Annotated in this window: 16 protein-coding genes; 8 read left to right on the forward strand and 8 right to left on the reverse strand. The window is 76.5% G+C overall.

The window, feature by feature from the left end; translation table 11 throughout:
- The first annotated feature begins 376 nt into the window (after positions 1–376).
- Together ACH4ZX_RS26370 and ACH4ZX_RS26375 are read left to right on the forward strand one after the other, a co-directional pair.
- Positions 377–1,813 carry an MBL fold metallo-hydrolase RNA specificity domain-containing protein gene (locus ACH4ZX_RS26370; RefSeq protein WP_398277455.1) on the forward strand — a complete coding sequence of 479 codons (1,437 nt, stop codon included), beginning with the start codon at positions 377–379 and terminating at the stop codon, positions 1,811–1,813.
- Between the two features lie 155 nt (positions 1,814–1,968).
- Positions 1,969–2,190, forward strand: a complete 222-nt coding sequence (locus ACH4ZX_RS26375; protein WP_398277458.1) for a hypothetical protein — start codon at positions 1,969–1,971, stop codon at positions 2,188–2,190.
- 100 nt (positions 2,191–2,290) lie between these two features.
- On the opposite strand, the gene ACH4ZX_RS26380 is transcribed toward ACH4ZX_RS26375, so the two are convergent.
- The 4 genes from ACH4ZX_RS26380 to ACH4ZX_RS26395 form a co-directional block, all read right to left on the reverse strand.
- Positions 2,291–2,800, reverse strand: coding sequence for a flavodoxin domain-containing protein (locus ACH4ZX_RS26380; RefSeq protein ID WP_398277461.1), 510 nt, complete (start codon positions 2,798–2,800; stop codon positions 2,291–2,293).
- 469 nt (positions 2,801–3,269) lie between these two features.
- Positions 3,270–3,794 carry a universal stress protein gene (locus tag ACH4ZX_RS26385; protein ID WP_398277464.1) on the reverse strand — a complete coding sequence of 175 codons (525 nt, stop codon included), beginning with the start codon at positions 3,792–3,794 and terminating at the stop codon, positions 3,270–3,272.
- A 128-nt stretch (positions 3,795–3,922) separates the two neighbouring features.
- Positions 3,923–4,156, reverse strand: coding sequence for a hypothetical protein (locus ACH4ZX_RS26390; protein ID WP_324787738.1), 234 nt, complete (start codon positions 4,154–4,156; stop codon positions 3,923–3,925).
- 17 nt (positions 4,157–4,173) lie between these two features.
- Positions 4,174–6,792: a GNAT family N-acetyltransferase gene (locus ACH4ZX_RS26395; RefSeq protein WP_398277467.1), complete on the reverse strand. Its 2,619-nt coding sequence runs from the start codon at positions 6,790–6,792 to the stop codon at positions 4,174–4,176.
- Positions 6,793–6,974: 182 nt separating this feature from the next.
- Between ACH4ZX_RS26395 and ACH4ZX_RS26400 the strand changes: the two genes are divergently transcribed.
- Both ACH4ZX_RS26400 and ACH4ZX_RS26405 read left to right on the forward strand, forming a co-directional pair.
- Positions 6,975–7,850, forward strand: coding sequence for a universal stress protein (locus ACH4ZX_RS26400; RefSeq protein ID WP_398277470.1), 876 nt, complete (start codon positions 6,975–6,977; stop codon positions 7,848–7,850).
- Between the two features lie 68 nt (positions 7,851–7,918).
- Complete coding sequence (locus ACH4ZX_RS26405; RefSeq protein WP_398277473.1) at positions 7,919–10,288, forward strand: glycoside hydrolase family 65 protein; 2,370 nt, start codon at positions 7,919–7,921, stop codon at positions 10,286–10,288.
- A 98-nt stretch (positions 10,289–10,386) separates the two neighbouring features.
- Here the strand turns inward: ACH4ZX_RS26405 and ACH4ZX_RS26410 are convergent, their stop codons facing one another.
- On the reverse strand, positions 10,387–11,265 hold the full coding sequence (locus tag ACH4ZX_RS26410; RefSeq protein ID WP_398277480.1) for a universal stress protein: 879 nt from the start codon (positions 11,263–11,265) through the stop codon (positions 10,387–10,389).
- 204 nt (positions 11,266–11,469) lie between these two features.
- On the opposite strand from ACH4ZX_RS26410, the gene ACH4ZX_RS26415 reads away from it, so the two are divergent.
- Positions 11,470–11,748, forward strand: coding sequence for an SHOCT domain-containing protein (locus ACH4ZX_RS26415; RefSeq protein WP_398277483.1), 279 nt, complete (start codon positions 11,470–11,472; stop codon positions 11,746–11,748).
- Positions 11,749–11,792: 44 nt separating this feature from the next.
- The gene (locus tag ACH4ZX_RS26420) at positions 11,793–12,782 is read left to right on the forward strand and encodes an Acg family FMN-binding oxidoreductase (protein WP_398277486.1); all 990 of its coding nucleotides are present in this window, start codon (positions 11,793–11,795) and stop codon (positions 12,780–12,782) included.
- A 1,432-nt stretch (positions 12,783–14,214) separates the two neighbouring features.
- On the opposite strand, the gene ACH4ZX_RS26425 is transcribed toward ACH4ZX_RS26420, so the two are convergent.
- The 3 genes from ACH4ZX_RS26425 to ACH4ZX_RS26435 all read right to left on the reverse strand — a co-directional run bounded on the left by ACH4ZX_RS26425 (position 14,215) and on the right by ACH4ZX_RS26435 (position 17,973).
- A complete protein-coding gene (locus tag ACH4ZX_RS26425) occupies positions 14,215–14,505 on the reverse strand; it encodes a hypothetical protein (protein ID WP_398277489.1) in 291 nt (96 codons plus the stop codon).
- 231 nt (positions 14,506–14,736) lie between these two features.
- Positions 14,737–17,055 carry a heavy metal translocating P-type ATPase gene (locus ACH4ZX_RS26430; protein WP_398277492.1) on the reverse strand — a complete coding sequence of 773 codons (2,319 nt, stop codon included), beginning with the start codon at positions 17,053–17,055 and terminating at the stop codon, positions 14,737–14,739.
- A 39-nt stretch (positions 17,056–17,094) separates the two neighbouring features.
- A complete protein-coding gene (locus ACH4ZX_RS26435; RefSeq protein WP_398277495.1) occupies positions 17,095–17,973 on the reverse strand; it encodes a universal stress protein in 879 nt (292 codons plus the stop codon).
- A gap of 303 nt (positions 17,974–18,276) precedes the next feature.
- Here ACH4ZX_RS26435 and ACH4ZX_RS26440 point away from each other — a divergent pair, with 303 nt between their 5' ends.
- Together ACH4ZX_RS26440 and ACH4ZX_RS26445 are read left to right on the forward strand one after the other, a co-directional pair.
- Positions 18,277–21,096: a cation-translocating P-type ATPase gene (locus ACH4ZX_RS26440; protein ID WP_398277498.1), complete on the forward strand. Its 2,820-nt coding sequence runs from the start codon at positions 18,277–18,279 to the stop codon at positions 21,094–21,096.
- A gap of 190 nt (positions 21,097–21,286) precedes the next feature.
- Entirely contained in the window at positions 21,287–22,291 is a 1,005-nt protein-coding gene (locus ACH4ZX_RS26445; protein ID WP_398277501.1) for a universal stress protein, read from the forward strand.
- Positions 22,292–22,401: the final 110 nt, after the last annotated feature.

Raw genomic sequence — 22,401 nt, forward strand, 5'->3', positions numbered from 1 at the left:
GCGTCGCGTCCGGGGCGGTAGCCGCGTTCGTGCGGAAGCCGCGCCGACCGTGCGGACGGCCGGTCGCCTACGTCGTCGGGGCCGCCGGCGTCTCGTCGGCCGGGCTCTGCCCGGGCCCGTCGCGGCACCGCTCGTCCCGCCCCCGGACCGGGTGGCAGACGACATCGCGGTCAACCCCGCGGCAGCGGCCCGCCGCCGCGCACAGCAAGGCGGGAAGGACCCATCCGCTTCTCGCGGATCCTGATTGCGCGGTGCGCGGCCCGAGGGCCGTTGCTCCGCGTCTTTCGCCGGGTCCTTCCCGTCACCTCCAGCACACCACGGCGGTCACCTGCCCGCCAGGGCCGATCGGCCCCGATCACCCGAGGAGAGCGACATCATGACCACCGCGGCACCGGCGACCGACGACCGGCAGGCCACCCCGGGCCGGCCCGCACTGCTCAGCTTCCTGGGCGGTGTCGGCACGGTCACCGGCAGCAAGTTCCTGGTCGAGAGCGACCACGCCCGCGTCCTCGTCGACTGCGGCCTCTTCCAGGGCGTCGCCGACCTGCGCCGGCGCAACTGGCGCGCGCTGCCCTGCGACGCCGAGGACATCGAGGCCGTCGTCGTCACCCACGCCCACCTCGACCACTGCGGATACCTGCCCCGCCTGGTGCGCCACGGCTTCCGGGGCCGCATCGTGACGACACAGTTCACCGCCCGGCTGATGGAGATCGTGCTGCGCGACAGCGCCAAGCTCCAGCTGGAGGCCGCCCAGCACGCCAACGAGCACGGCTGGTCCAAGCACCGTCCCGCGGAGCCGCTGTACGACGACTCCGACGTGGACCGCACCCTGAAGCTCGTGGACGCGGTGCCGCTGCGCACGTCCGTCGACATCGCCGCCGGCACCCGGCTCACCCTGCACTCCGCCGGCCACATCCTGGGCTCGGCCTGGGCCCGCCTCATCCTGGAGGACGGCCACACCCTCGCCGTCAGCGGCGATCTGGGCCGCCCCGGCCACCCGCTGCTGCGCCCAGCCGAACCGTTCTCCGGCGCGGACGTCCTGCTCATGGAGTCGACCTACGGCAACCGGCGCCACCAGGAGCAGGAGGGCCGGACCCGGTTCGCCGAGGTGATCACCGCCACCCTGGCCCGCGGCGGCACCGTGGTGATCCCGGCGTTCGCCCTGGACCGCACCGAGGTCGTCCTGCACGAGCTCGCGGAACTGCGCCGCACGGGCCGGTTGCCGGCCGCGGTTCCGGTGTACGTCGACAGCCCGATGGCCCTCGCCGCCCTCGACGTCTACCGGGACGCCCTCGCCGCCGGGGCCCCGGAACTGCGCGCGGACATCACCGAGGGCGGCACGGCGGCGCTCCGCCCCGAACCGTTCCAGACGGTGCGCTCGCTGCAGGAGTCCATCGACCTCGAGCATGTCTCCGGACCGTCCGTCATCGTCTCCGCGTCCGGCATGGCCACCGGCGGCCGGGTGCTGCACCACCTGCGGCGCCTGCTGCCCGATTCGCGCAACGCCGTCGTCGTCGTCGGCTTCGCGGCGCAGGGCACGCGCGCCCGCGACCTCGTCGACGGGGCGAAGGTGCTGAAGATGTTCGGTGAGTACGTCCCGGTGCGCGCCCAGGTCGCCGACGTGCCGCATTTCTCCGCCCACGCCGACGCCACCCAGATCGTCGACTGGCTGCGCGACGCCCCCGCCCCGCACGCCACCTACCTCGTGCACGGCGAGCCCGAGGCCGCCGAGGCGCTGCGCGACCGCATCGACCGCACCCTGGGCTGGACCGCCGTCGTGCCCCGCTCCGGGGAGCGGGTCCTCGTCCGGTGAGCCGCCGGCCGGCGCGGCAAGGGCCGCGCCGGCCCGCCCTCCGGGCCGGTCGGCTCATGCGCCGTGCGCAGCAAGGGAGTTGGCTGGTGGCGAGGGAGACCGGGGCCTCGGCGGCACGGCCCCGGGACGACGTCCGAGGAGAGGAGGGGGACACAGTGGGTACGACGCTCACACCTGAGTTCTGGGAGCGGTTCGCCGTCCTGCTGGTCGCGGCGATGGCCGTGACCTACAGGCTCGCCGCACTGTTCGACGCGCTCGCGGTGCGGTCGGCCGGGCGGCACGGGTGCGGACCAGCCGGGCGGCACGGGTGCGGACCGGCCGCGCGGGCCGCGCACCGGCCGACGGGCGCGGGTCACCGTACTGCCGTCGGTCGCTGAGCGGCGGGGCGCGGCGGGGCGCGGCACGGTGCCGGGCGTCGCACGTCGCCCGTCGAACCGCCGTGGATCCGCACCGGCTTCAGGCCGCGGCGGCGCGCCGTCAGTCGCCGGTCAGTTCTCCGGCGATCCCGGCCGCCCAGCGGTCGATGGCGTCCCAGTCACGGAAGTCGCCGAACCGGCCGCCCATCAGCCGGAACACCACTCGCCCGGCCAGCGGCAGCTGGGCGGGGCGGACGACGCCCGAGAACAGGCGGTGACCGCGGTACGGCAGATCTCCCGGCAGAGCCCGCACAATCAGCGGTTCCTCCTGCGGCCCCATGCGCTTCCACGGTCCGCGCAGGGCGGCCGGCATCCCGACGCTGAAGATCCACACGGGCCGGGTCGCCAGCACGTCGAGGTTGGCGCGCAGGAACGCCTTGGCCGGTTCCAGCCAGGCCTGCCCGTGCACGGCGCTGCCGAGGACGAACGCCCCGTAGGCGTCCGCGTCGTCCACGGCCGCCAGGTCCCGCGCCTCGGCCTTCAGCCCCGCCCGGCCCAGCTGCCGGGCCAGGTGCGCGGCGATCTCGCGCGTCGAGCCGTGAGCGGTGGCGTATCCCACCAGAACGTCCATGCCGACCTCCCGTTCCGCCTCCGTCCCCGTCCGCCGCCCCCGGCCGACCGCCCGCCGCCCGACCTGCCGACTCCCCGGCTGACCGTTGCCTGCCCGACCGGCTTCCCCTTCGCCCACCGTCTGGTTCCCCGCCGCCCACCGCCTGGTTCCCCGCGGCCTGCCGTCCGCCGCCCGCCGACCGGCTTCCCCGCCGCCCACCGCCTGGTTCCCCGCGGCTTGCCGTCCGCCGCCCACCGACCGGCTTCCCCGCCGCCCACCGCCCGGTTTCCCGCGGCCCTCCGCCCGCCGCCCGGCTTCCCCGCGGCCCGGTTCCCCGGTCGCCGTCGCGGGATCGCCGGGACGCCTGCTCACCCGGTCGCCGGATCACCCGGTCGCCGGGTCACCCGGTCGCCGGATCGCTCGGCCGCCCGATCGTCCAGTCACCCCCCGGCCCGGCCGGGGGCCGCCCGCTCCCCCCCGCCCGCTGCCGCTAGACGACGACCACCTGCCGCAACGCCGGAACCGGCGCCTGCGCCGGCTCGGGTGTGTGCCCGGGCCGGACGCGGACGGGTGCGGGCACCGTCACCACCGGGACCGTGGAGTACCGCAGGCACTCGCGGCCCACCGCGCCGGCGGCGGGACGTTCCCACTGGCCGTGGGCCTCGTGCCCCAGGGCGAGCAGCCGCGCGCCGCGCGCCTGCTGCAGCAGTACCCGCGCGGGCGGCCCCTGTACCAGGACGGCCCGTACGACCGGGCCGACGCGCGGGCCGAACACCTCGCGCACGCACGAGGCGAGGAGCTGGGCGGCCCGGTCGCGCTGATCGGCCGCGGTGGGGCACGCGGACGCCGGAGCGTACGGGGCGTACCGCTCCGCGGCCGGCTCCCAGGCGTGCACGGCGACGACCTCCAGGTGCAGGGCGCGGGCCTGCTCCCCGGCCCAGCGCAGGGCGGCCAGGGACGCCTCCGACCCGTCGACACCGACCACGATGACGTCGGCGAGGGCGCTTTCGGTCATGACTGCCTCCAAGAGTGTCCTGGACTTCCAGGCTGCCCGGAGCGGCGCCCGCGGGATGTGGGCCGTGCGGCACCCGTGCGTGCCGGTCGGCCCCTTCCCGGCTCCCGGGGCGAACCCCGGGACGCGGATCACGGCCGGTGGTGGCGGTGATCCCGGTGCTCGTCGTAGTCACCCAGGTAGTGGCGCTCCTCGATGACCGTCCCGTGTTCGCCGGGACGCCGGACCATGCCCGGCGTCGCGAGGAACATCAGCAGGCCGAGCACACCGACCACCATCAGCACGAAACCGACGACGAACGAGCTGTAGCCGAACACCAGGCAGGCGCCGAACACCGCCACACCGACCAGGACGAGAGGTAACATGACCGCCTTCTTTCGTGTCACAGCCTGCGCAGATGGGGATCGTTGCCGCGGCGCGGCACCAGCCGCACGCGGGCCTCGACGGCCAGCACGCCGTCCGCCCCGGCCAGCAGCGGATCGAGGTCCGCCTCCGCCAGTTGCGGCAGGTCGCAGGCCATCCTGGAAAGCCTGTGCAGGAGTTGTCCGAGCGCCTCCACGTCGGGCGCCGGGCCGTCGCCGCGGCCGAAGAGCACGGGCGCGCACCGCGCGGACGTGATCAGTTCGCGCGCATCGCGTTCGGTGAGCGGGGCGAGCCGTCCCTCCCGGTCGCCGGGGAGTCCGGCCGGCGTGCCGCCGGGCCCGAGCAGCACCAGCGGCCCGAACACGTCGTCCTGCACCACCCGGGCCGCCAGTTCGGCGCCGCGTCCGGCGACCGGCCGGACCACCACGCCGGCCAGCCGGTCGCCGTAGCGGGCCACCAGCTCCCGGTGGGCGGCCCGCAGCCGGGAGGTGCTGCGCAGGTCGAGACGGACGGCCCGCTCCGCACCGAGGTGTGCCGGCCCCGGCCCGTACGCCGTCATCACGAAGCGGCCGTCCGCGCCCGCCAGCCGTTCGGCGGCGGCGATCGCCTCGTCCTCGTCACGGGCCCAGGCCCAGGGGATCTGCGGAACCGCGTAGCAGCCGAGCAGCGCGGCGGTCGTCCGCGGGTCCAGCGGCCCGCCCTCCGGGTTCCGCTCCAGGAACGAGTCGACGACCGTCCTCGCCCGCCGGGTCTCCACGTCCGGCAGCGCCGGTACGGGACTGGCCGGCTGGGCGAGCCAGGCGGCCCGCCGCGCCGCGTGGGCCAGCGCGCGGGCGGCGTCCTGGGCGTCGGAGTACGCGGGCACGCCGCCCCCGCCGCGGGCGGGCAGCAGGTCCACCCGCGCCGCCTGGGCGGGCAGCACCGCGACCACCGGGCGGGGGCGGGCCCCCGGGTCGGTCACCGCGCGCACCAGGTCGTCGCCGGTCGCCGCGGCGACCGCGGTGGGCACCAGACCGACCAGGACGGCGTCCACCGCGGCGTGGCCGGCCAGCAGGTCGACACAGGCGCGCAGCTGCTTCTCGCCGACGGACGCGGTCGCGTCCACGGGGTTCGGGGCGTCGGCGCCCTCGGGCAGCAGCCGGAGGAGCTCGCCGGTCAGGGCGGCCGGCAGCTCGGGCACGGTCAGCCCGGCGTCCGCGCAGGCGTCGGCGGCCAGGACGCCCGCGCCGCGCGCGTTGCCGACGATCGCGACCCGCGGCCCCCGGGGCAGCGGCTGCGCGTGCAGGAGGGCGGCGGCGTCCAGCAGTTCGCCGAGGGAACGGGCGGCGGTGACACCGGCCTGGGTGAACAGCGCCTGCCGGGTCACGGTACGGGCGGCCGCCGCGGCGGTGTGCGCGGCGGCGGCGCGCCGTCCGGCCTCCGAACGGCCGGCGTCCACCGTCAGCAGCGGCATCCGGCGGGCCACCCGGCGGGCGGTACGGGAGAAGGCGCGCGGGTTGCCGAAGGACTCCAGGTGCAGCAGCGCCAGGCCGGTCCGCCCGTCGTCCTCCCACCACTGGAGCATGTCGTTGCCGCTCACGTCGTACTTGTCGCCGAGGGCCACGAACGTGGACACGCCGATGCCGAGCCGGGTCAGCCCGTCGAGCAGCGCGATGCCGACCCCGCCGGACTGCACGGCCACCCCGGCCGGGCCGGGGCCGGGCGCGTGGGTGGCGAAGGTGGCGTCGAGACGCACACCGTCCTCGGTGTTGGCCAGGCCCAGGGCGTGCGGGCCGGCCATCCGCATGCCGTGCCGGCGGCAGGCGGCCAGCAGGGCGCCGGTCTGGCCGGCGTCCAGGTGCGAGGAGACGACGAGCAGGGCACGCACGCCCGCCGCGCCGCACTCCCGCGCCACGGCGGGCACGTCCGGCGCGGGCACGGCGACCACGGCGAGGTCCGGCACCTCGGGAAGCCGGTCCACGGCCGGCCGGGCGGGCACCCCGCACAGCAGCGTGGCCCGCGGGTCGACGGCGTACAGGCGCCCGGCGAAGGACCGGGTCCGGATGTCGCGCAGGATCGCCCGCCCCACCGACCCGGGTCCGCCGCCCGCGCCGATCACCACGACGCTGCGGGGCCGCAGCAGCGGCCGCAGGCTGACGGTGTCGGCCAGCCGGCCGCGGGCGTCCACGGCGCGCAGGTAGTCCTCGGTCTCGGCCAGGTCGATCGTGCAGCGCATCCGGGGGCCGTCGGCCCTCCGGGTGACGCGCAGGCCCAGGTCCCGTACCAGGGCGAGCGGTCCGTGGTCGTCGCACAGGGAGTCCGCGGTGAAGGCGGTGACGCCGTCGCCGCGGGCGGCGTCCGCGAGGTGCTCCACGAGCAGCGTGCCGACGCCGCGGTGCCGCCAGTCGTCGGCCACGGCCAGGAACAGCTCCGCCGCCGTGCCCTCCCGCGGTTCCGCGCAGGCGGCCACACCGAGGAGGCGGCCGGCGTGCTCGGCTACCAGGGCCCGCCGGCCGGGGAACCACGGCGGCTCGCCGGCCGGCGCCTGTCCGCACAGCCGCAGCACGCCACCACGGTCGGCGGAGCCCGCCGGCCTGATGCGAACGATGGTCCCGTCCGTGAGCAGAGCGTGCACGGGGGCTTGCTGGACCTCGGCCATGGCGCACCTTCTCCCCGGCTCTTCCACAGTCTCCGGCCCGCGCCCGCGGGCGCCCCAGGGGCTGAACGGGCAGCCGCCTGGGCCGAACGTCCCGCTGCGACAGCCCCGGGGCGGATGCGACAGTGACCGTGGAGGCCCGCAGCACAGGACCCCGTGACGCCCGACGAAAGGCGGTGGGCACCATGGAGGCGGCTCTGGTCGTAGGTGTCGACGGATCGGAGTCGAGCCTGGAGGCGCTCGACTGGGCGGTGCGCGAAGCGGCCCGGCACGCCCTGCCGCTGCGCCTGGTGTACGCCTCCCTGTGGGAGCGCTACGAGCCCGCCGTGCCGTCCGCCGGCGCGCGCAACCCGTTCGAGCAGGTGACGGTGGAGAACACCGTCGCCTCCGCCGTGCAGCGCGCCCGCCGGACCGACCCGGGGGTGAGGATCGGCGCCGACGTGGTCGCCGACGATCCGGCGGCCGCACTGCTGCGGGCCGGACGGGACGCCTTCGCGGTGGTGACCGGCTCGCGGGGCCGGGGGGAGCTGGCCGGCCTGCTGCTCGGCTCGGTCGGCCTGACCGTGGCAGCACGCGCCGGCTGCCCGGTGATCGTGGTCCGCGGCGACCAGGCCGGCATCCACGGCACCCACCAGCGGATCCTGCTCGGCGCCGCAGACCCGGCCCGGGCCGGCGAGGCGGCCCGGTTCGCCTTCCGCGAGGCCCTGGCACGCGACTGCACCCTGGACGTCGTACGAGCCTGGCGCCGCCCCGCGCCCCCGGCCGCCGACCGCCGGCCGCCGGCCGGGGAAGCCGCGTCCGACCACGAGCAGCGCGCCTCCGCGCTCCTCGACGACCTGCTGCGGCAGCCCGCGGCGGAACGGCTCGGGCCGCGGCTGCGCCGGCACACGGTGGAAGGACCGGCCCGCAGGGTACTCGTGAACCGCTCGGCCGCCGCGGACCTCGTGGTCATCGGCGCGCAACGCCGGCACGGCCGCCACGGCCTGCAACTGGGGACGGTGGCGCACACGCTGCTGCACCACGCGGCCTGCCCGGTGGCCGTGGTGCCGCAACGGGCGTGACCGGCGGCCGGGTCCGGCCCGGCGCCGCAGTACGCACCGTCAGGCAACGCGAGGAGAGGACGGGTCGAGTGACGGACGGCATCTGGGAGTACGAGGGCTACGACCCCGTGGACGAGCGGCTCCGGGAGTCCCTGTGCACCCTCGGCAACGGCTACTTCGCCACCCGCGGGGCGCTCCCCGAATGCACCGCCGACGACGTGCACTATCCGGGCACCTACATCGCCGGCTGCTACAACCGGCTCACCTCCGAGGTGGCCGGACGCCGGGTCGAGAACGAGGACATGGTCAACGTGCCGAACTGGCTGCCGCTGCGCTTCCGCCTCGACGGCGGGCAGTGGCTCACCCCCGACACGGCGACGGTCCTCGACCACCGGCAGCTGCTGCACCTGGCGTCCGGCCTGCTGGAGCGGTGGACACGCTACGGCCTGGGCGAGGGCAGGGTGCTGGTGGTGCGTCAGCAGCGGCTGGCGCACATGGGCGACCCGCACGTCGGCGCGCTGCGCACCGAGTTCACGGCCGAGGGCTTCTCCGGCGAACTCCAGGTCGAGGCGGCCCTGGACGCCGGAGTCACCAACAGCGGAGTGGCCCGCTACCGCGACCTCGACGGCCGCCACCTGATCCACGTGCACACCGGCACCGCCACCACCGACACGGTCTGGCTGCGCTGCCGCACCCGCACCTCCGACATCCGCATCGGCATCGCCGCACGGCTGACCGCCGACGCGCCCGCCACCGCCCGGCACGAGGGGCGGCGGGCCGTCCAGGAGGTCCGCCTGCACCTGGCGGAGGGGCGCCCCGTGGTCATCGACAAGACCGTCGCGCTGCACACCTCCCGCGACCCCGCGATCAGCGACCCGCTGTACGCGGCGACCCATCGGGTCGGCCGGGCCCCCGGGTTCGACGTCCTGGTCGACGACCACCTCACGGCCTGGGACCAGCTGTGGCGCCGGGCCGACCTCGACGTGCCCGGCGAGTCGGGCCGCATCCTGCGCCTGCACCTGTTCCACGTGCTGCAGACGCTCTCGCCGCACACCGCCGACCTCGATGTCGGCGTGCCCGCCCGGGGACTGCACGGCGAGGCGTACCGGGGCCACGTCTTCTGGGACGAGCTGTTCGTCCTGCCGTATCTGAACCTGCACTTCCCCGAGGTGTCCCGGGCCTTGCTGCGCTACCGCCACCGGCGCCTCGAACAGGCCTGCACCGCCGCCCGGGACGCGGGCCGCCGGGGCGCGATGTTCCCGTGGCAGAGCGGCAGCGACGGCCGCGAGGAGACCCAGCAGCTGCACCTCAACCCCCGCTCGGGACGCTGGCTGCCCGACCACTCGCGGCTCCAGCACCACGTCGGCTCCGCGATCGCGTACAACGTCTGGCAGTACTGCGAGGCCAGCGGCGACGCCGAGTTCCTGCACACCAAGGGCGCCGAGATGCTGCTGCAGGTCGCCCGCTTCTGGGCCGACGCGGCCGTCTACGACGAGGGTATGCGGCGCCACCGCATCAGGGGCGTCGTCGGCCCCGACGAATACCACGAGGCCTACCCGGACGCGACCCGGCCCGGCCTCGACGACAACGCCTACACCAATGTCACGGCGTCCTGGGTGCTCAGCCGCGCCCTGGAGCTGGTGGACCTGCTGCCCGAGCCGCGCCGCCGCGAACTCGTCGAGCGCACCGGGCTGGACGGCAGCGAACTGGAGCAGTGGGAGGACATCTCCCGCACCCTCCACGTGCCCTTCCACGAGGGCGTCATCAGCCAGTTCGAGGGCTACGGCAACCTCGCCGAACTCGACTGGGAGGGCTACCGCGAGAGTTACGGCGACATCCGCCGCCTGGACCGGATCCTGGAGGCGGAGGGCGACAGCGTCAACCGCTACCAGGCATCCAAACAGGCCGACGTGCTGATGCTCGGCTACCTGTTCTCCCCGGCCGAACTGCGCGAGCTGTTCCACCGGCTGGGGATACGGCTCGACGAGGACACCTGGATCCGCACGGTCGACTACTACCTGCGCCGCACCAGCCACGGCTCCACCCTCAGCGGCCTGGTGCACGGCTGGGTGCTGGCCCGGTGCCGGCGGTCGGAGGCGTGGAAGTTCTGCCAGGATGCCCTGCAGGGCGACATCGCCGACGTGCAGGGCGGCACCACCGGCGAGGGCATCCACCTGGGCGCCATGGCCGGCACCCTCGACCTCGTCCAGCGCGGCCTGACCGGCCTCGAGACCAGGAGCGGCGCGCTGTGGCTGGACCCGGTGCCGCTGCCGGAGCTGTCGTCGTACGGGTTCGCCATGCGCTACCAGGGCCACTGGGGCGTGCGCCTGCGGCTGCAGCGCGGGCAGATGGAGATCATCGTGCCGTCGTCCGAGGAGTCCCCGATCGACGTGCGGCTGCCGGACCGCGCGGTACGGCTGGAACCGGGGGAGACCAGCCGCCTGACGCTCCTCGGCTGACCGCCGGGCGGCCGGACCGGGACGGCGGGGACGGGGGCGGCGGAGCGGCGGGGCGGGGTGCGGCGGGACGGGGCGGGACGGTGGTGCGTGCCGGGCGGTCAGGCCGTGACCACGGCGAGCGGGCAGGCGGTGTGCCGGGCGACGGCGTACGCGACCGGGCCGAGTCCGCCCCGGCCGTCGCACCCCACGACCATCAGATCGGCGTGGTGCGAGGCCCGGATCAGTGCCTGCGCCGGATCGGACAGGACGACGTCCTCGAAGACCCGGACGGCCGGGTACTTCGCCCGCCAGGGCCGCAGCGCCCGCGTCAGCAGCCGCAGCTCCCGCTCCGCCCGCGCGGCGTGCCGCGCCGCCGACGTCGCGCGGTCCGCGGGCCCGGGCGCACGGAGCGGAGGCGGCCCCGCGTACAGCGCGTTCAGCCGCGCCCCGTGCAGCCGCGCGGTGTCGAACGCGAAGTCGACCGCGCCGTCCGCCGGATCGTCGGCGTCCACGGCAGCCAGGACCTTGTCCGGACGGCCGGCCGGGGGCCGCGGGGCCGGTCCGGCCGCGGTCCGCGGGGCCGGTCCGGCCGGGGGCCGCGGGGCCGGTCCGGCCGGGACCAGCACGGCCGGGACCAGCACGACCGGGCACCGTGCGGCGCCGGCGACCACCCGGGCCGTCGAGCCAGGCGTCAGCCCGGTGCGCCTGCCCTCGCCGCGCAGGCCGAGCACCGTCATCGCCGCGTCCGCACCCCGCTCCAGCAGGACGGCGCCGGGCTCGCCCGTCAGCCGTACGTTCTCCACCGCCACCGTCGGGCACCGCTCGGCGGCGAGAGCGGCGGCCACGGCCTCCGGGCGCGGCGCGTCCGGCCCGGCGGGCGGCGCCACGTGCACCACACACAGCGGCAGGTCGCGCAGCACGGCTTCCCGCGCGGCCCACTCCACGGCCGGGCGGCTGCGCGCCGACCGGTCCACACCGACGACGATCACCTGCTTCATGGCGTCGGCCTCCAGCTCGGCGTTCCGTCCCCCTCCATGCCAGCGTGGCCCGGCCGGCTCCGCCGAGGATGGGCCGGATGGTCCCGTGCCGAGTCCCGGCGGCCCCTACCCGCCCGTCGGCGGGCCGGGGAGGCTGGCCATCAGCGGCGGTATACGCGCCGAACGGGGCGGGCCCCGCCGCACGTGGTGAGGCACGAACGGGAGGTGGCGGCCGTGATGTACTGGAACCGGCAGGGCATGCCGGGCTGGGCCTGGTCCGCCGGGTCGGTCGGCATGGTCCTGTTGTGGGCCCTGCTCATCGTCGTCGCGATGGTCGTTCATCGCGCGGTGAGCCGGACTCCCGAGCCCCCGCACCCGCCCGCGACGACGTCGTCCGAGCAGCTGCTCGCCGAGCGGTTCGCCCGGGGCGAGATCGACGAGGAGGAGTACGGACGCCGCCTGCGCGTGCTGCGCGCGGACTGCCCCACCCTCAGCAAACACTGACCCGCGACACCGGCCGCCCCGGCTCCTGCGAGGGGAGGTGCGCCATGTCGGCGCAACCCATTGACACGACCACCATCACGGACCTGGTGGCAGCCGCGACGGCCGCCCCCTCGATGCACAACGCACAACCGTGGCGCTTCCGGTACGTCTCCGGCACGCGCACCTTCGAACTGCGCCCCGACCTCAGCCGCGCCATGACGCGCACCGACCCCGACAACCGCGCGCTGTGCCTCGGCTGCGCGGCCGCCCTGTTCAACCTGCGCGTCGCCGCGGCCCACGCCGGCTGGGACGTGGACACCCGGCTGCTGCCCAGCCCGTCCGACCCCGACCTGTACGCCACCGTGCGCCTCACCGGCACCGGCGGTCCGGACCGCGAGCTGGCCCGGCTGTTCCCGGCGATCAGCCGCCGCCACACCAGCCGGCACCCCTTCACGGAGCAGCCCATCCCGCGGGAGGTGGCGGACGCCCTGTGCGACGCCGCCCGGCAGGAGGGCGCACAGATGGCCTTCCCTGACGCCTGGCACGTGGAGGCGCTGCTCGACCACATCTATGACGTCGAGGGGCGCGACAGCGTACGGCCCGAGCGGTTCGAGGACATCCAGAACTGGACCCGCATCGGGCCGCAGGAGGCCGAAGCGGCCGTCGACGGGATCCCGGACTACGCCTTCGGCCCGAGGAAGTCGGGAGGACGGGCCCCGGTCCGGGACTTCGCCGGCCGCCGCCCCGTCCCCGGCCGGACGGCGGCGGTCTTCGAGACCGTTCCGCAGCTGGCCCTGCTCGGCACCACCAACGACCGCAGGGTCGACTGGCTGCGCGCCGGACAGGCGATGGAACGGGTGCTGCTGCTCGCCACGCTGCACGGACTGTCCACGTCCCTCAGCTCCCACTCCCTGGAACAGCACGACCTGCGTGAGCTGGCCCGGGACCCCGTCTCCGCGATGGGTTTCGTCCAGATGGTGCTGCGCCTCGGCTACGGCCCCACGGGCGTCGCGAGCCCACGCCGACCAGTACCCGAGGTACTCGACATCGACTAACCCCCACCCGGCCGCCCACGCCCGCCCCGGCCGCCCGCGCCGGGCGTGGCCGCCCGTACCCGCCTCGGCCGCCTGTTCCGCAGTGCGGTCGCCCGGTCCCCGGCGTGGTCGGCCCGACCCTGCACGGTCGCCCGTCGCTGGGCCGGTCGCCCGCCCTCGCCATGGTTGCCCCGTTTCCGGCGTGGCCGCTGGTCCCGGCGTGGTTGCTCGGTCCCCAGCGCGGTCGCCCGGTAGCCGCCGCGGTCGCCCGGTCCCCGGCGTGTTCGGCCCGTGCTGCCACAGTCGCCCGTCCCTGCATAGTCGCCCGTCCCTGCACGGTCGCCCGTACCCGCCTCGGTCGCCCGTTTCCGGCGTGGCCGCCTGTTCCGCGGCTTGGCCGCCCGGTTCCTGGCGCGGTCGCCCGTCGCTGGGCCAGTCGCCCGCCCTTGCCATGGTCGCCCCGTTCCCGGCGTGGCCGCCGTTCCCGGCGTGGTTGCTCGGTCCCCAGCATGGTTGCCCGGTAGCCGGCGTGGTCGGCCCGTCCCTACACGGTCGCCCGTACCCGCCTCGGTCGCCCGCGCCCGCCTCGGTCGCCTGTTCCGCGGCGCGGTCGTCCGTCGCTGGCGCGGTCGCCTGCCCTCGCCATGGTCGCCCCGGCCCTGCCACGGTCGTCCCGTCCCCGGCGCAGTCGCCCCGTTCCCGGTGCGTAGCCCGTGCCCTTGCCTGTCCCCGTCGTCGCCTGCCCTGTGCCGTGGCCAGTGTCCGGCGTCGGCGCCGTCCCCCGCGCCCAGGTGCCCTGGTACTGCTCCGGCGTCGACCCCTCGTGGCCGACGGCGGCGCTCCTCGGGCCCGGGTCGGCTTGCGGCGCGTTTCTCGGTCTGGAGGTCGGTCGGAGCACACGGACGCTGCCGAGCGGCGCGCGTGGCGTGCCGCTCGGCAGGCGGGAGCGGTCGGCCCGGTGCCGTGGTCTGCCGTGACGTGGGAGGCGATCGGTAGCAGGCTGCGCTGCGCTGCGCTGCGTTCGCGAGAGGCGGCGGCGATCGTGCGGGCTGTGCCGGCGTGAGTCGGTCGCCGGCGTCTCTGTGCGCGTTGGGCACAGCACCTTGGCCTCTCGCCCGGGGCAGGCGGAAGCCCTGCCGCCGACGGTGTCTGCAGCGTTCGCCAGGGGGCGGGAGGCGGCGTGGCTGCGGTCGGGGTCGGCCGGCGGTGCGTGTCTGCGCTCGCTACCGGCGGGGGCGGACGGCCGCCGTCGGTGGCGTGGCGGTGTGTGCCGCGTCGGCCCGGGTCGGTCGGTGGCGCCCGCCCGCGCCACGCCCGAGGCTGCGGCCTGTCGCCGGTGCGGCGGACGCCCCTCCGGCCGGTGCCGCGGCGCATGGCCGGTGGCCGGTCCTTGGCGGCCGGGGGCGAATGCGGGGGCGGCGGGTGCGGTGGTGTCGGGTGGGCCGGCGCGCGGTCAGTCCGGTGTGTCCAGGGACTGCGCGGCCAGCTCCTTGATCCGGGCCTTCTTCGCCCGCAGCCGCTCGCCCTCGGCGCGCCAGCGGCGGCGGGCCAGCGGGTGCCGGCGGGAGGGCTCGCGCCGCTGCCAGTCCCGCAGCGCGATCACGGCGCACGCGTCCTCCACGACCAGCACCATCACCGTCGGCAGCACGAGCGCGGCCTCCACGCCCACGGTGCGCTCGGCGCACGGCAGATGCAGCAGCGTCGCGGGGCGCCGGTCCGACCGGCGGGAGGGAAGCGCGTTCATGGGAACCACCTCCGGAGGTCCTGCCGGCGGTCCACGGCCGGCGACGGACAGGGCATGCCGCCATCCTGCCGGGGCCGGGAGCCGGTGCGGCATGGGCCGACCGGCCCTCCGCACGGTCCACCGGGCCCTCGACCCGCGCGCACCGACGCCGGCCGGGCAGCGCGTCGGCGAGCCGGCCGCGGCCCGGGGCTGCGGACCGGTCCCCCCGGCACCCCTGACTCCGGATGTCGTTCAGCGGGCGAGGGAGAAGTAGTTCTCCTCCTCCTGCGTGAAGTGCAGGCGCAGTACCGTGTGCAGCCCGTAGAGGCTGGCCCGCAGGTCGTCGAGCTGCTCGGGGGCGAGCGTCCCGTCCGGTCCGGCGAGCGCGAGGTGGGTGGCGATGCGCCGCGAGAGGCGTTCGATCTCGGCGTGCGCGCGGCTCATGGTGGCCGTCGCCTCGGGACCGCCGAGCGCGGGCGCCAGCGCCGGATACAGCTCGTGCTCCTCGGCGTACTCGTGCGGCAGCAGCCGCTCGGTCAGCAGCCGGTGCACTTCGGCCACCGGCGCCAGGGACCGCGGACCGGCGCCCTCGGCGAGGTGGTCGGCGGCGTCCCGCACGGCCTCCAGGACGTCCTGCAGATCGTCGTGCTCGGCCGCGAACCGGTGGATCAGGGCCTCCGCGGCGGGCTGCAACTGCGGCCGTTCGGCCCGGTCGTCGCGCAGCGCGCGCAGGGCGTTGAGGATGACCGCGACGTCGATGCCCTCCTGCAGCAGCGCGCCGACGGCGGGCGGCAGCAGCCCGAAGGCGGCCGCGGCCATGGCGGCCAGCGACAGCAGCATGCCGCCCAGCGCGCTCTGCACGGCGATGCGCCGGGACCGTACGGCGATGGCGACCGCGTCGGCGAGGCGGTCCACGCGGTCGGTCGTCAGCACGATGTCGGCGGCCTCGGAGGAGGCGGTGGAGCCGCGGGCGCCCATCGCCACGCCGATGTCCGCGGCGGCCAGCGCCGGCGCGTCGTTCACGCCGTCGCCGACCATCACGGTCACGGCGGACTCCCGTTCGGCCCGCACCGCGGCGACCTTGCCGGCCGGGGTGAGCCCGGCCCGCACGTCGTCGAGGCCGAGCACGGCGCCGACCTCGCGGGCGGGTTCGGCACGGTCGCCGGTGAGCATCACCAGCCGCTCGAGCCCGGCCGCGCGCAGCCTGCGCAGGGTCCGCGGCGCGTCCGGCCGCACCGGGTCGCGCAGCAGGACCGCGCCGACCGGGTGCTTGTCGACGCTCAGCCAGGCCACGGCCGCCCCGTCCAGCAGGGCCCGGTTGTCCGCCGCCCGCGCCCAGTCCGGCCGTTCGGCGTGCTCGGCGAGCCGTCCCACGGCCATCCGGCGTCCCGCCACGACGCCGGTGACCCCGGTGCCGGGCTCCTCGGTCATGTCCGAGGGCACCGACAGGTGCAGCCCCCGCCCGAGGGCGGCGCCGACGACGGCCTCCGCGAGGACGTGCGGGGAGTACTGGTCGAGCGAGGCGGCCAGCCGCAGCACCTGGGCCGGCTGCCACCCGGGCGCCGCCACCACGTCCAGCACCCGCGGGCGCCCGCCGGTGAGGGTGCCGGTCTTGTCCAGCAGCAGGGTCCGGGCCCGGCCGAGGTTCTCCAGCGCCCCGCCGTCGCGGATCACCACGCCGAGGCGGGACGCGCGGGACAGGCCGGAGACGACGGCCACCGGCGCCGCCAGCAGCAGCGGACACGGCGTGGCGACCACCAGCACCGCCACCGCCCGCACCGCCGACCCCGACACCAGCCAGGCCAGCCCCGCGGCCGCCACCGACAGCGGCAGGAACCAGGCCGCGTAGCGGTCGGCCAGCCGGACCACGGGAGCGGACTCGGCGCCGGCCTGCCGCGCCAGCCGCACGATCTCCGCGTAGGTGCTGTCCTGTTCGGTCGCCGTGGCCCGCAGCTCGAAGGCGCCGCCCGCGTTGACCGCGCCGCTGCGCACCGTCTCGCCCTCGGGGCGCCGCACGGTCAGGGACTCGCCGGTCAGCACGGACTCGTCGAGGACGGCCGGATCGCCGACGACCCGGCCGTCCACCGGGACGACCTCGCCCGGGCCGACGACCAGCAGGTCACCGGCCGCCACCTCGGCCAAAGGCACCGTGCGCACCTCGGCGCCGGTGCGCCGCCGCGCGTTGCGGGGCGCGTGCTCCAGCAGGGCGCGCAGGTCACGGGAGGCCCGCCGCTGGGCGGCCGCCTCCAGGGTGCGTCCGGTGGCGAGCATCAGCGCGATCAGCGCACCGGCCAGGTACTCGCCGACGGCCAGCGTGCCCCCGAGCGCCAGCACCGCGATGACGTCCACGCCCGCGTGCCCGTGCCGCAGCGCGTGCAGCACCCACACCACCGCGGGAACCACCGCCGCCGCGGTCCCCACGGCCCAGGACAGGTCGGCGAGTTCCGGCATGCCGAGGAGTCGGAGGACGCCGCCGACCAGCAGCGCCGCCGCCGTGACGGCCAGCAGGAGCGGTTCGAGCCCCGGAGGCCGAAGCGAGTTCAGCGTGCGGCGTAGCGGTGTCCCCGACATCATGTGCTCCTAACTCTTTCCCCCTCTGTCCCCGGGCCGTCAGTCGTGCGGGACGACGGCGACGGGGCACGGCTCGTGGTGCAGGGCGGCGTGCGCGACCGGCCCGAGCTTCCAGGCGAGGTAGGACGGGTGCCGGCGGCGCCCGACCACGGTGAGCCGGCTGTGCTCGGAGGCCGACAGCAGCACCTGGGCCGCGGAGCCCTGCGCCAGGTGCTCCACCACGCGGATGTCCGGGAACTTCTCCCGCCACGGGGCGAGCACCGCCGTGAGCCGGGCGTGTTCCTCCGTCTCGTGCAGCACGGCGGCCCCGTGCGGGTGCGGCAGCGGGGACTCGGCCGGCAGGGCGTGCACCGCCCGGACCGCGCACCGGTGCGTCCCGGCGGCGGTGAACGCGAACTCCAGCAGCGCGTCGGAGGCCGGGCCGTACTCCTGCACACCCACCACCACCTCGTCGCGCCCGCTCGCCGCGGGGTGCTCCCACCCCTCCTCGACGGCCGGGTCACCCGCCCGGACGGTGACGATCGGGCACTGCGCGAGGGCGAGGACGTGCAGGCTGATGGAGCCGAGCAGGAAGCTCGCGACCGAGCCGAGTCCGCGGGAGCCGAGCACCAGCATGGCGGCGCTCTCACTGAGCTCCAGAAGCGCCTTCGCGGCCGGGTCGGAGACCAGTTCGGTGGTCATGGACAGGTCGGGGTACCGGTGGAGCAGCTCCGCCTCGGTGCGCTGCAGCACCTGTCCGCCGTACCGCTGCTTGCTCAGGGCCTCCTGGGCGATGGGCACGTCGAGCGGCTGGGTGGTCCAGGAGTGCAGCAGCAGGACGGGCAGCTTCCGGTCCGCCGCCTCGCGCGCGGCCCACCAGGCGGCCGTCACGCTCGCCGGCGAACCGTCGAGCCCTGCGACGACGGGACGACTGGTCATGGCGCACCTCCCACTCGGACAGCCGGGGCAGCGCTGCCGCGCGTGATTCCCCGATTTCAGGGTCCCTCCCAGGACGTCCGGCCCGGGAGGGCCGGTCGGTGTGCTCTTCGGGCCCGTACGGCCCACTGCGGCGCGGCGGCGCGGGACGGAGGGTGGGACGCGTAGGAGTGAGCCGGGGGCCGCCCGGCCGACGACGCCGGGCCCCGGGCACTGCCGCACGCCGTGCGACGGCCTCCGGGACCCACCGAGAAGGAGGCCTGCGATGACCGGTCCGGCTGCGGCGGGGACGGACGGTTCGGCGTCATGACCGTGGACGAGCCGGCGACGGCCTTGCCCCTCCGGCCCGGCTCCCCGGGGGAACGCCCCGCCGGGCTGCCCGGCGCCTGCCGGATGGCGCCCCGGCAGGTCGCGGCGCGCCTCGGGGTCGACCCGGCCCGCGGACTCGGCTCCCGTGAGGCCGCCGACCGGGCGGCCGCCTGCGGGCCCAACCGGCTGGCCGAACCGGCGCGGCGGCCCGAGTGGCTGAAGTTCCTGGACCAGTTCCGCAACTGGCTCATCGGCGTCCTGCTGATCGCGGCCGTGGTCGCCGGGGCGATCGGCGAGGTCAAGGACGCCGTGGTGATCACCGTCGTCCTGCAGATCAACGCCGTGCTCGGCTATCTGCAGGAACGGCGCGCCGAGCGCAGCCTGGAGGCGCTGCGCCGGATGCTGGTGCCCACCGCCCGGGTCCGCCGCGACGGCCGGGAACGGCTGGTGGACGCGGCGGACCTGGTCCCCGGCGACGTGGTGGTGCTGGAGGCCGGTGACCGGGTGCCGGCCGACGGGCGGCTGGTCGTCGCGGAGTCGGTGGAGGCGGCGGAGGCGGCCCTGACGGGGGAGTCGCAGCCCGTCGCCAAGAACCTGGCGGTGGTCGGAGGGGAGACGGACGCCCCGGTCCAGCTCGCCGAGCGCACTGGTGAGCTGTTCATGAACACCTCGCTGACCAGGGGCCGAGCCGAGATGATCGTCACGGCCACCGGCATGCGCACCGAACTCGGCGCCATCGCCGAGTCGCTGCGCACCAGCACCGAGCCGCCCACGCCGCTGCAGGTCCAGCTGGACAGCCTGGGCCAACGGCTGGCGCTGCTCAGCGGCGTCGCGGTCGTCGTCTACGCCGTCATCTCGCTGCTGCGCGGCGAGTCGCCGGGGGACATCGCGCTGCGGGCCGTGGCGCTGGCCGTCGCCGCCATCCCCGAGGGCCTGCCCGCCGTCCTCGCCCTGACCCTCGCGCTCGGGGTGTACCGCATGGCGCGCCGCGGCGCCGTCGTCAAGCGCCTCGCCTCGGTGGAGTCCCTCGGCTCGGCGACGGTCGTGTGCAGCGACAAGACCGGCACCCTGACGCTCAACGAGATGACCGTGCGGACCCTGTGGACCCGCGGCCGCTTCTTCGACGTCACGGGCGAGGGCTACGACACCGCGGGCGCCCTCCGCCCGCACGGCGCCGACGGCGACGTGTCCGGCGCCGGCGCCGGACACGTCGTCGGCGCCGGAGCCGGTGCCGACGCCGACGCCGAAGCGCTGCGCACGGCGGTGGTGCCCTTCGCCCTGTGCAACGACGCGCGCCTGGCCGACGGCGGGCCCGTCGGGGACCCCACCGAGGCGGCGCTGGCGGTGCTGGCGGTGAAGGCCGGGGTGGACGTCGACGGGCTGCGCGCGCGCCGGCCGCGCACCGGCGAGGTGCCGTTCGACGCGGCCGCCAAGTACATGGCCACCTTCCACGACGAACCCGATGAACCCGGCGAACCCGGCGGCCGCACCCTGGTCCAGGTCAAGGGCGCCGTGGACGTGCTGCTGCCGCTGTGCGACACCGTCCTCACCGACGACGGCGTACGCGACCTCGACGACCGGCGCAGGAGCGAGATCCTCGCCGCCGCCTCGCGGCTGGGCGGCCGGGGCCTCAGGGTCCTCGGGGCGGCCGGCGCCGTGGTGGACGGCGCGGCCCCGGCGCGCGGCCGCGGCGGACTCGGCGGGCTGACGCTGACGGCGGTCGCCGGCATCGCCGACCCGCCCCGGCCGCAGGCGCGGGACGCGCTGGCGCTGTGCCGCACGGCGGGCGTCGCCGTCAAGATGATCACCGGGGACCACGCCGACACCGCGGCGGCCGTCGCCCGCGAACTGGGGCTGGGCGGCGAGGTGGTGACGGGCGCGGACCTGGACCGGATGACCGACGGCGAACTGGCCGCGCGCATCGAGGACATCGGCGTGTTCGCCCGCGTCGCACCGGAGCACAAGGTGGCCATCGTGCGGGCGCTGTCCAGCCGGGGCCACATCGTCGCCATGACCGGTGACGGCGTCAACGACGCGGCGGCGCTGCGGGCCGCCCACATCGGGGTGGCCATGGGCCGCACCGGCACCGACGTGGCCAAGGAAGCCGCCGACATGGTGCTCACCGACGACGACTTCTCCACGATCGTGCGGGCCGTGCGCGAGGGACGCGCCATCTACGACAACATCGTCAAGTTCGTGCGCTTCCAGCTGGCCACCAACATCGGCGCCATCCTCACGCTGCTGGGCGCCTCCCTGGCCGGGCTGCCCGCGCCGCTGACGACGGCCCAGCTGCTGTGGGTCAACATCATCATGGACGGGCCGCCCGCGATGGCGCTGGCCGTGGACCCCGCCCGCGACGACGTGATGCGGCAGCCGCCGCGCGATCCGGCGGAGCGCATCCTGGACGCCCGCCGGCTGCGCGCCATCGGCCGGGCCGGAGCCGTCATGGCCCTCGGCACGGTCGTCCTGCTCGCCGCGGCCCGCTCCGCCTACGGCACGGACACCGCGCTGACCATGGCGTTCACCACGTTCGTCCTCTTCCAGCCGTTCAACTCGCTCAACGCCCGCGCGGACGACGGGCCCGTGCTGGGCCGCCACCAGCTGCGCAACCGGACGCTGTGGCTGTGCCTGGCCGGCATCGTCGCCGTGCAGGTGGCGGCGGTCCACGTGCCGTGGATGCGCGCCCTGTTCGGGACCGTGCCGCTCGGGGCGGCGCAGTGGGCCCTGTGCCTGCTGACCGCCTCCACCGTGCTGGTCGTCGAACTGCTCGTGCGGGCCGTGGGCTCCCGCCCGGCCCGGCGCCCGGCCGCGGGCTGAGGGCCGGTCGGTGGGGCCGTACGGGCCCGTACGGCCCATGCGGGAGCGGAACGGCGGCCCGACGCTGGATGCGGCAGGCGCGAACCCCGCCGCGGCCGGGCCGCCCGGCGAGGGGTTCGGCCGCGAGGGGACTGCCGTCCGCGGTACCCGGCCGCCGTGACCGGGCCGCACGGAGAAGGGATGAGCTGCCATGCGTGAACCGGTCGTGGTGGGGGTGGACGGCACTCCGTCGAGCCTGGCCGCCGTCGAAGCGGCGGCGTGGGAGGCCGACCGGCGCGGGGTGGGGCTGCAGCTGGCGTACGCCGTCGCATGGCCCTCGGACCCCGTGCCGGCGGGCGTGCCGCCGTGGGACCCGGACGGCGCCGGGCCGGACGGGACGCTGAGCCTTGCCGAGGAGCGGGCCCGCCGGGTCGCCCCCGGCCTGCCGATCACCAGCGAGGTCCTCGTGGGCGAGCCCGCGACGGTGCTGGAGAGCGAGTCGCGTCACGCGACGCTCACCGTGGTCGGCGGTGCGCGCACCGACCGGTTCGGCGGGCCGGCGCGCGACTCGGTCACCGGACGGCTGACCGCTCACGGCTCCTCCCCGGTGCTCGTGGTCCGCGGCACGCCGCAGCCCGGCGGCCCCGTCGTGCTGGTCGACGACGCCTCGACGGCGGGCCGGGCCGTGGCCGCCTTCGCCTTCGCCGAGGCCGCCGAGCGGGGTGTCGACCTGGTGGTCCTGCACGTGGACGGTCAGCTGCCCCACCTGCCGTTCGGACCGGTGGACGGTACGAGGTCCGCCCACCGCGCCGCGACCCTGTCCGTGCTGTGCCAGCGGCACCCGGACGTCACCGTGCGCCTGCGGCGCAGCAGGGGCCGGACCGGTGCCGCCGTCGAGAAGGAGACCGCCGGCGCCCAGCTCGTCGTGGTCGGCGCGTACAGCCGCGGCCGGGTCGCGGAAGCGATGCAGGGCTCGGCGGGACGCGCGGTGCTGCGGCACGCGCGGTGCCCCGTCGCCGTGGTCCCCACCGTGAACGGCGCCGAGGTTCGCACCGCGAACGGCGTCGAGGTCCCCACCACGAATGGCGTCGCGGCTCCCACCATGAACGGCGCCGCGGTTCGCACCGCGGACGGCGGGGGATCGACGACCGCGGACGGCAAGGGATCGATGACCGCGGACGGGGAGGGAGTGATCGCGGCGGACGGCGAGGGATGACGACCGCACGGTGCGAGCGGGGGGGGGGGGGGGGGGGGGAACCCCCGGGCCCCCCCCCCCCCCCGGGGGGGGGGGGGGGGGGCGGGGGGGCCCCCCCCCCCCCGCGCGGC

This window comes from Streptomyces sp. NPDC020490, assembly GCF_044335305.1.
GTDB lineage: Bacteria > Actinomycetota > Actinomycetes > Streptomycetales > Streptomycetaceae > Streptomyces.

Excerpts from the sequence above, each read along its gene's own strand:
- ACH4ZX_RS26370 (WP_398277455.1), top strand. The coding sequence starts at position 377 with ATGACCACCGCGGCACCGGCGACCGACGACCGGCAGGCCACCCCGGGC.
- ACH4ZX_RS26380 (WP_398277461.1), bottom strand. The coding sequence starts at position 2,800 with ATGGACGTTCTGGTGGGATACGCCACCGCTCACGGCTCGACGCGCGAG.
- ACH4ZX_RS26385 (WP_398277464.1), bottom strand. The coding sequence starts at position 3,794 with ATGACCGAAAGCGCCCTCGCCGACGTCATCGTGGTCGGTGTCGACGGG.
- ACH4ZX_RS26390 (WP_324787738.1), bottom strand. The coding sequence starts at position 4,156 with ATGTTACCTCTCGTCCTGGTCGGTGTGGCGGTGTTCGGCGCCTGCCTG.
- ACH4ZX_RS26395 (WP_398277467.1), bottom strand. The coding sequence starts at position 6,792 with ATGGCCGAGGTCCAGCAAGCCCCCGTGCACGCTCTGCTCACGGACGGG.
- ACH4ZX_RS26400 (WP_398277470.1), top strand. The coding sequence starts at position 6,975 with ATGGAGGCGGCTCTGGTCGTAGGTGTCGACGGATCGGAGTCGAGCCTG.
- ACH4ZX_RS26410 (WP_398277480.1), bottom strand. The coding sequence starts at position 11,265 with ATGAAGCAGGTGATCGTCGTCGGTGTGGACCGGTCGGCGCGCAGCCGC.
- ACH4ZX_RS26420 (WP_398277486.1), top strand. The coding sequence starts at position 11,793 with ATGTCGGCGCAACCCATTGACACGACCACCATCACGGACCTGGTGGCA.
- ACH4ZX_RS26425 (WP_398277489.1), bottom strand. The coding sequence starts at position 14,505 with ATGAACGCGCTTCCCTCCCGCCGGTCGGACCGGCGCCCCGCGACGCTG.
- ACH4ZX_RS26430 (WP_398277492.1), bottom strand. The coding sequence starts at position 17,055 with ATGTCGGGGACACCGCTACGCCGCACGCTGAACTCGCTTCGGCCTCCG.
- ACH4ZX_RS26435 (WP_398277495.1), bottom strand. The coding sequence starts at position 17,973 with ATGACCAGTCGTCCCGTCGTCGCAGGGCTCGACGGTTCGCCGGCGAGC.
- ACH4ZX_RS26440 (WP_398277498.1), top strand. The coding sequence starts at position 18,277 with ATGACCGTGGACGAGCCGGCGACGGCCTTGCCCCTCCGGCCCGGCTCC.
- ACH4ZX_RS26445 (WP_398277501.1), top strand. The coding sequence starts at position 21,287 with ATGCGTGAACCGGTCGTGGTGGGGGTGGACGGCACTCCGTCGAGCCTG.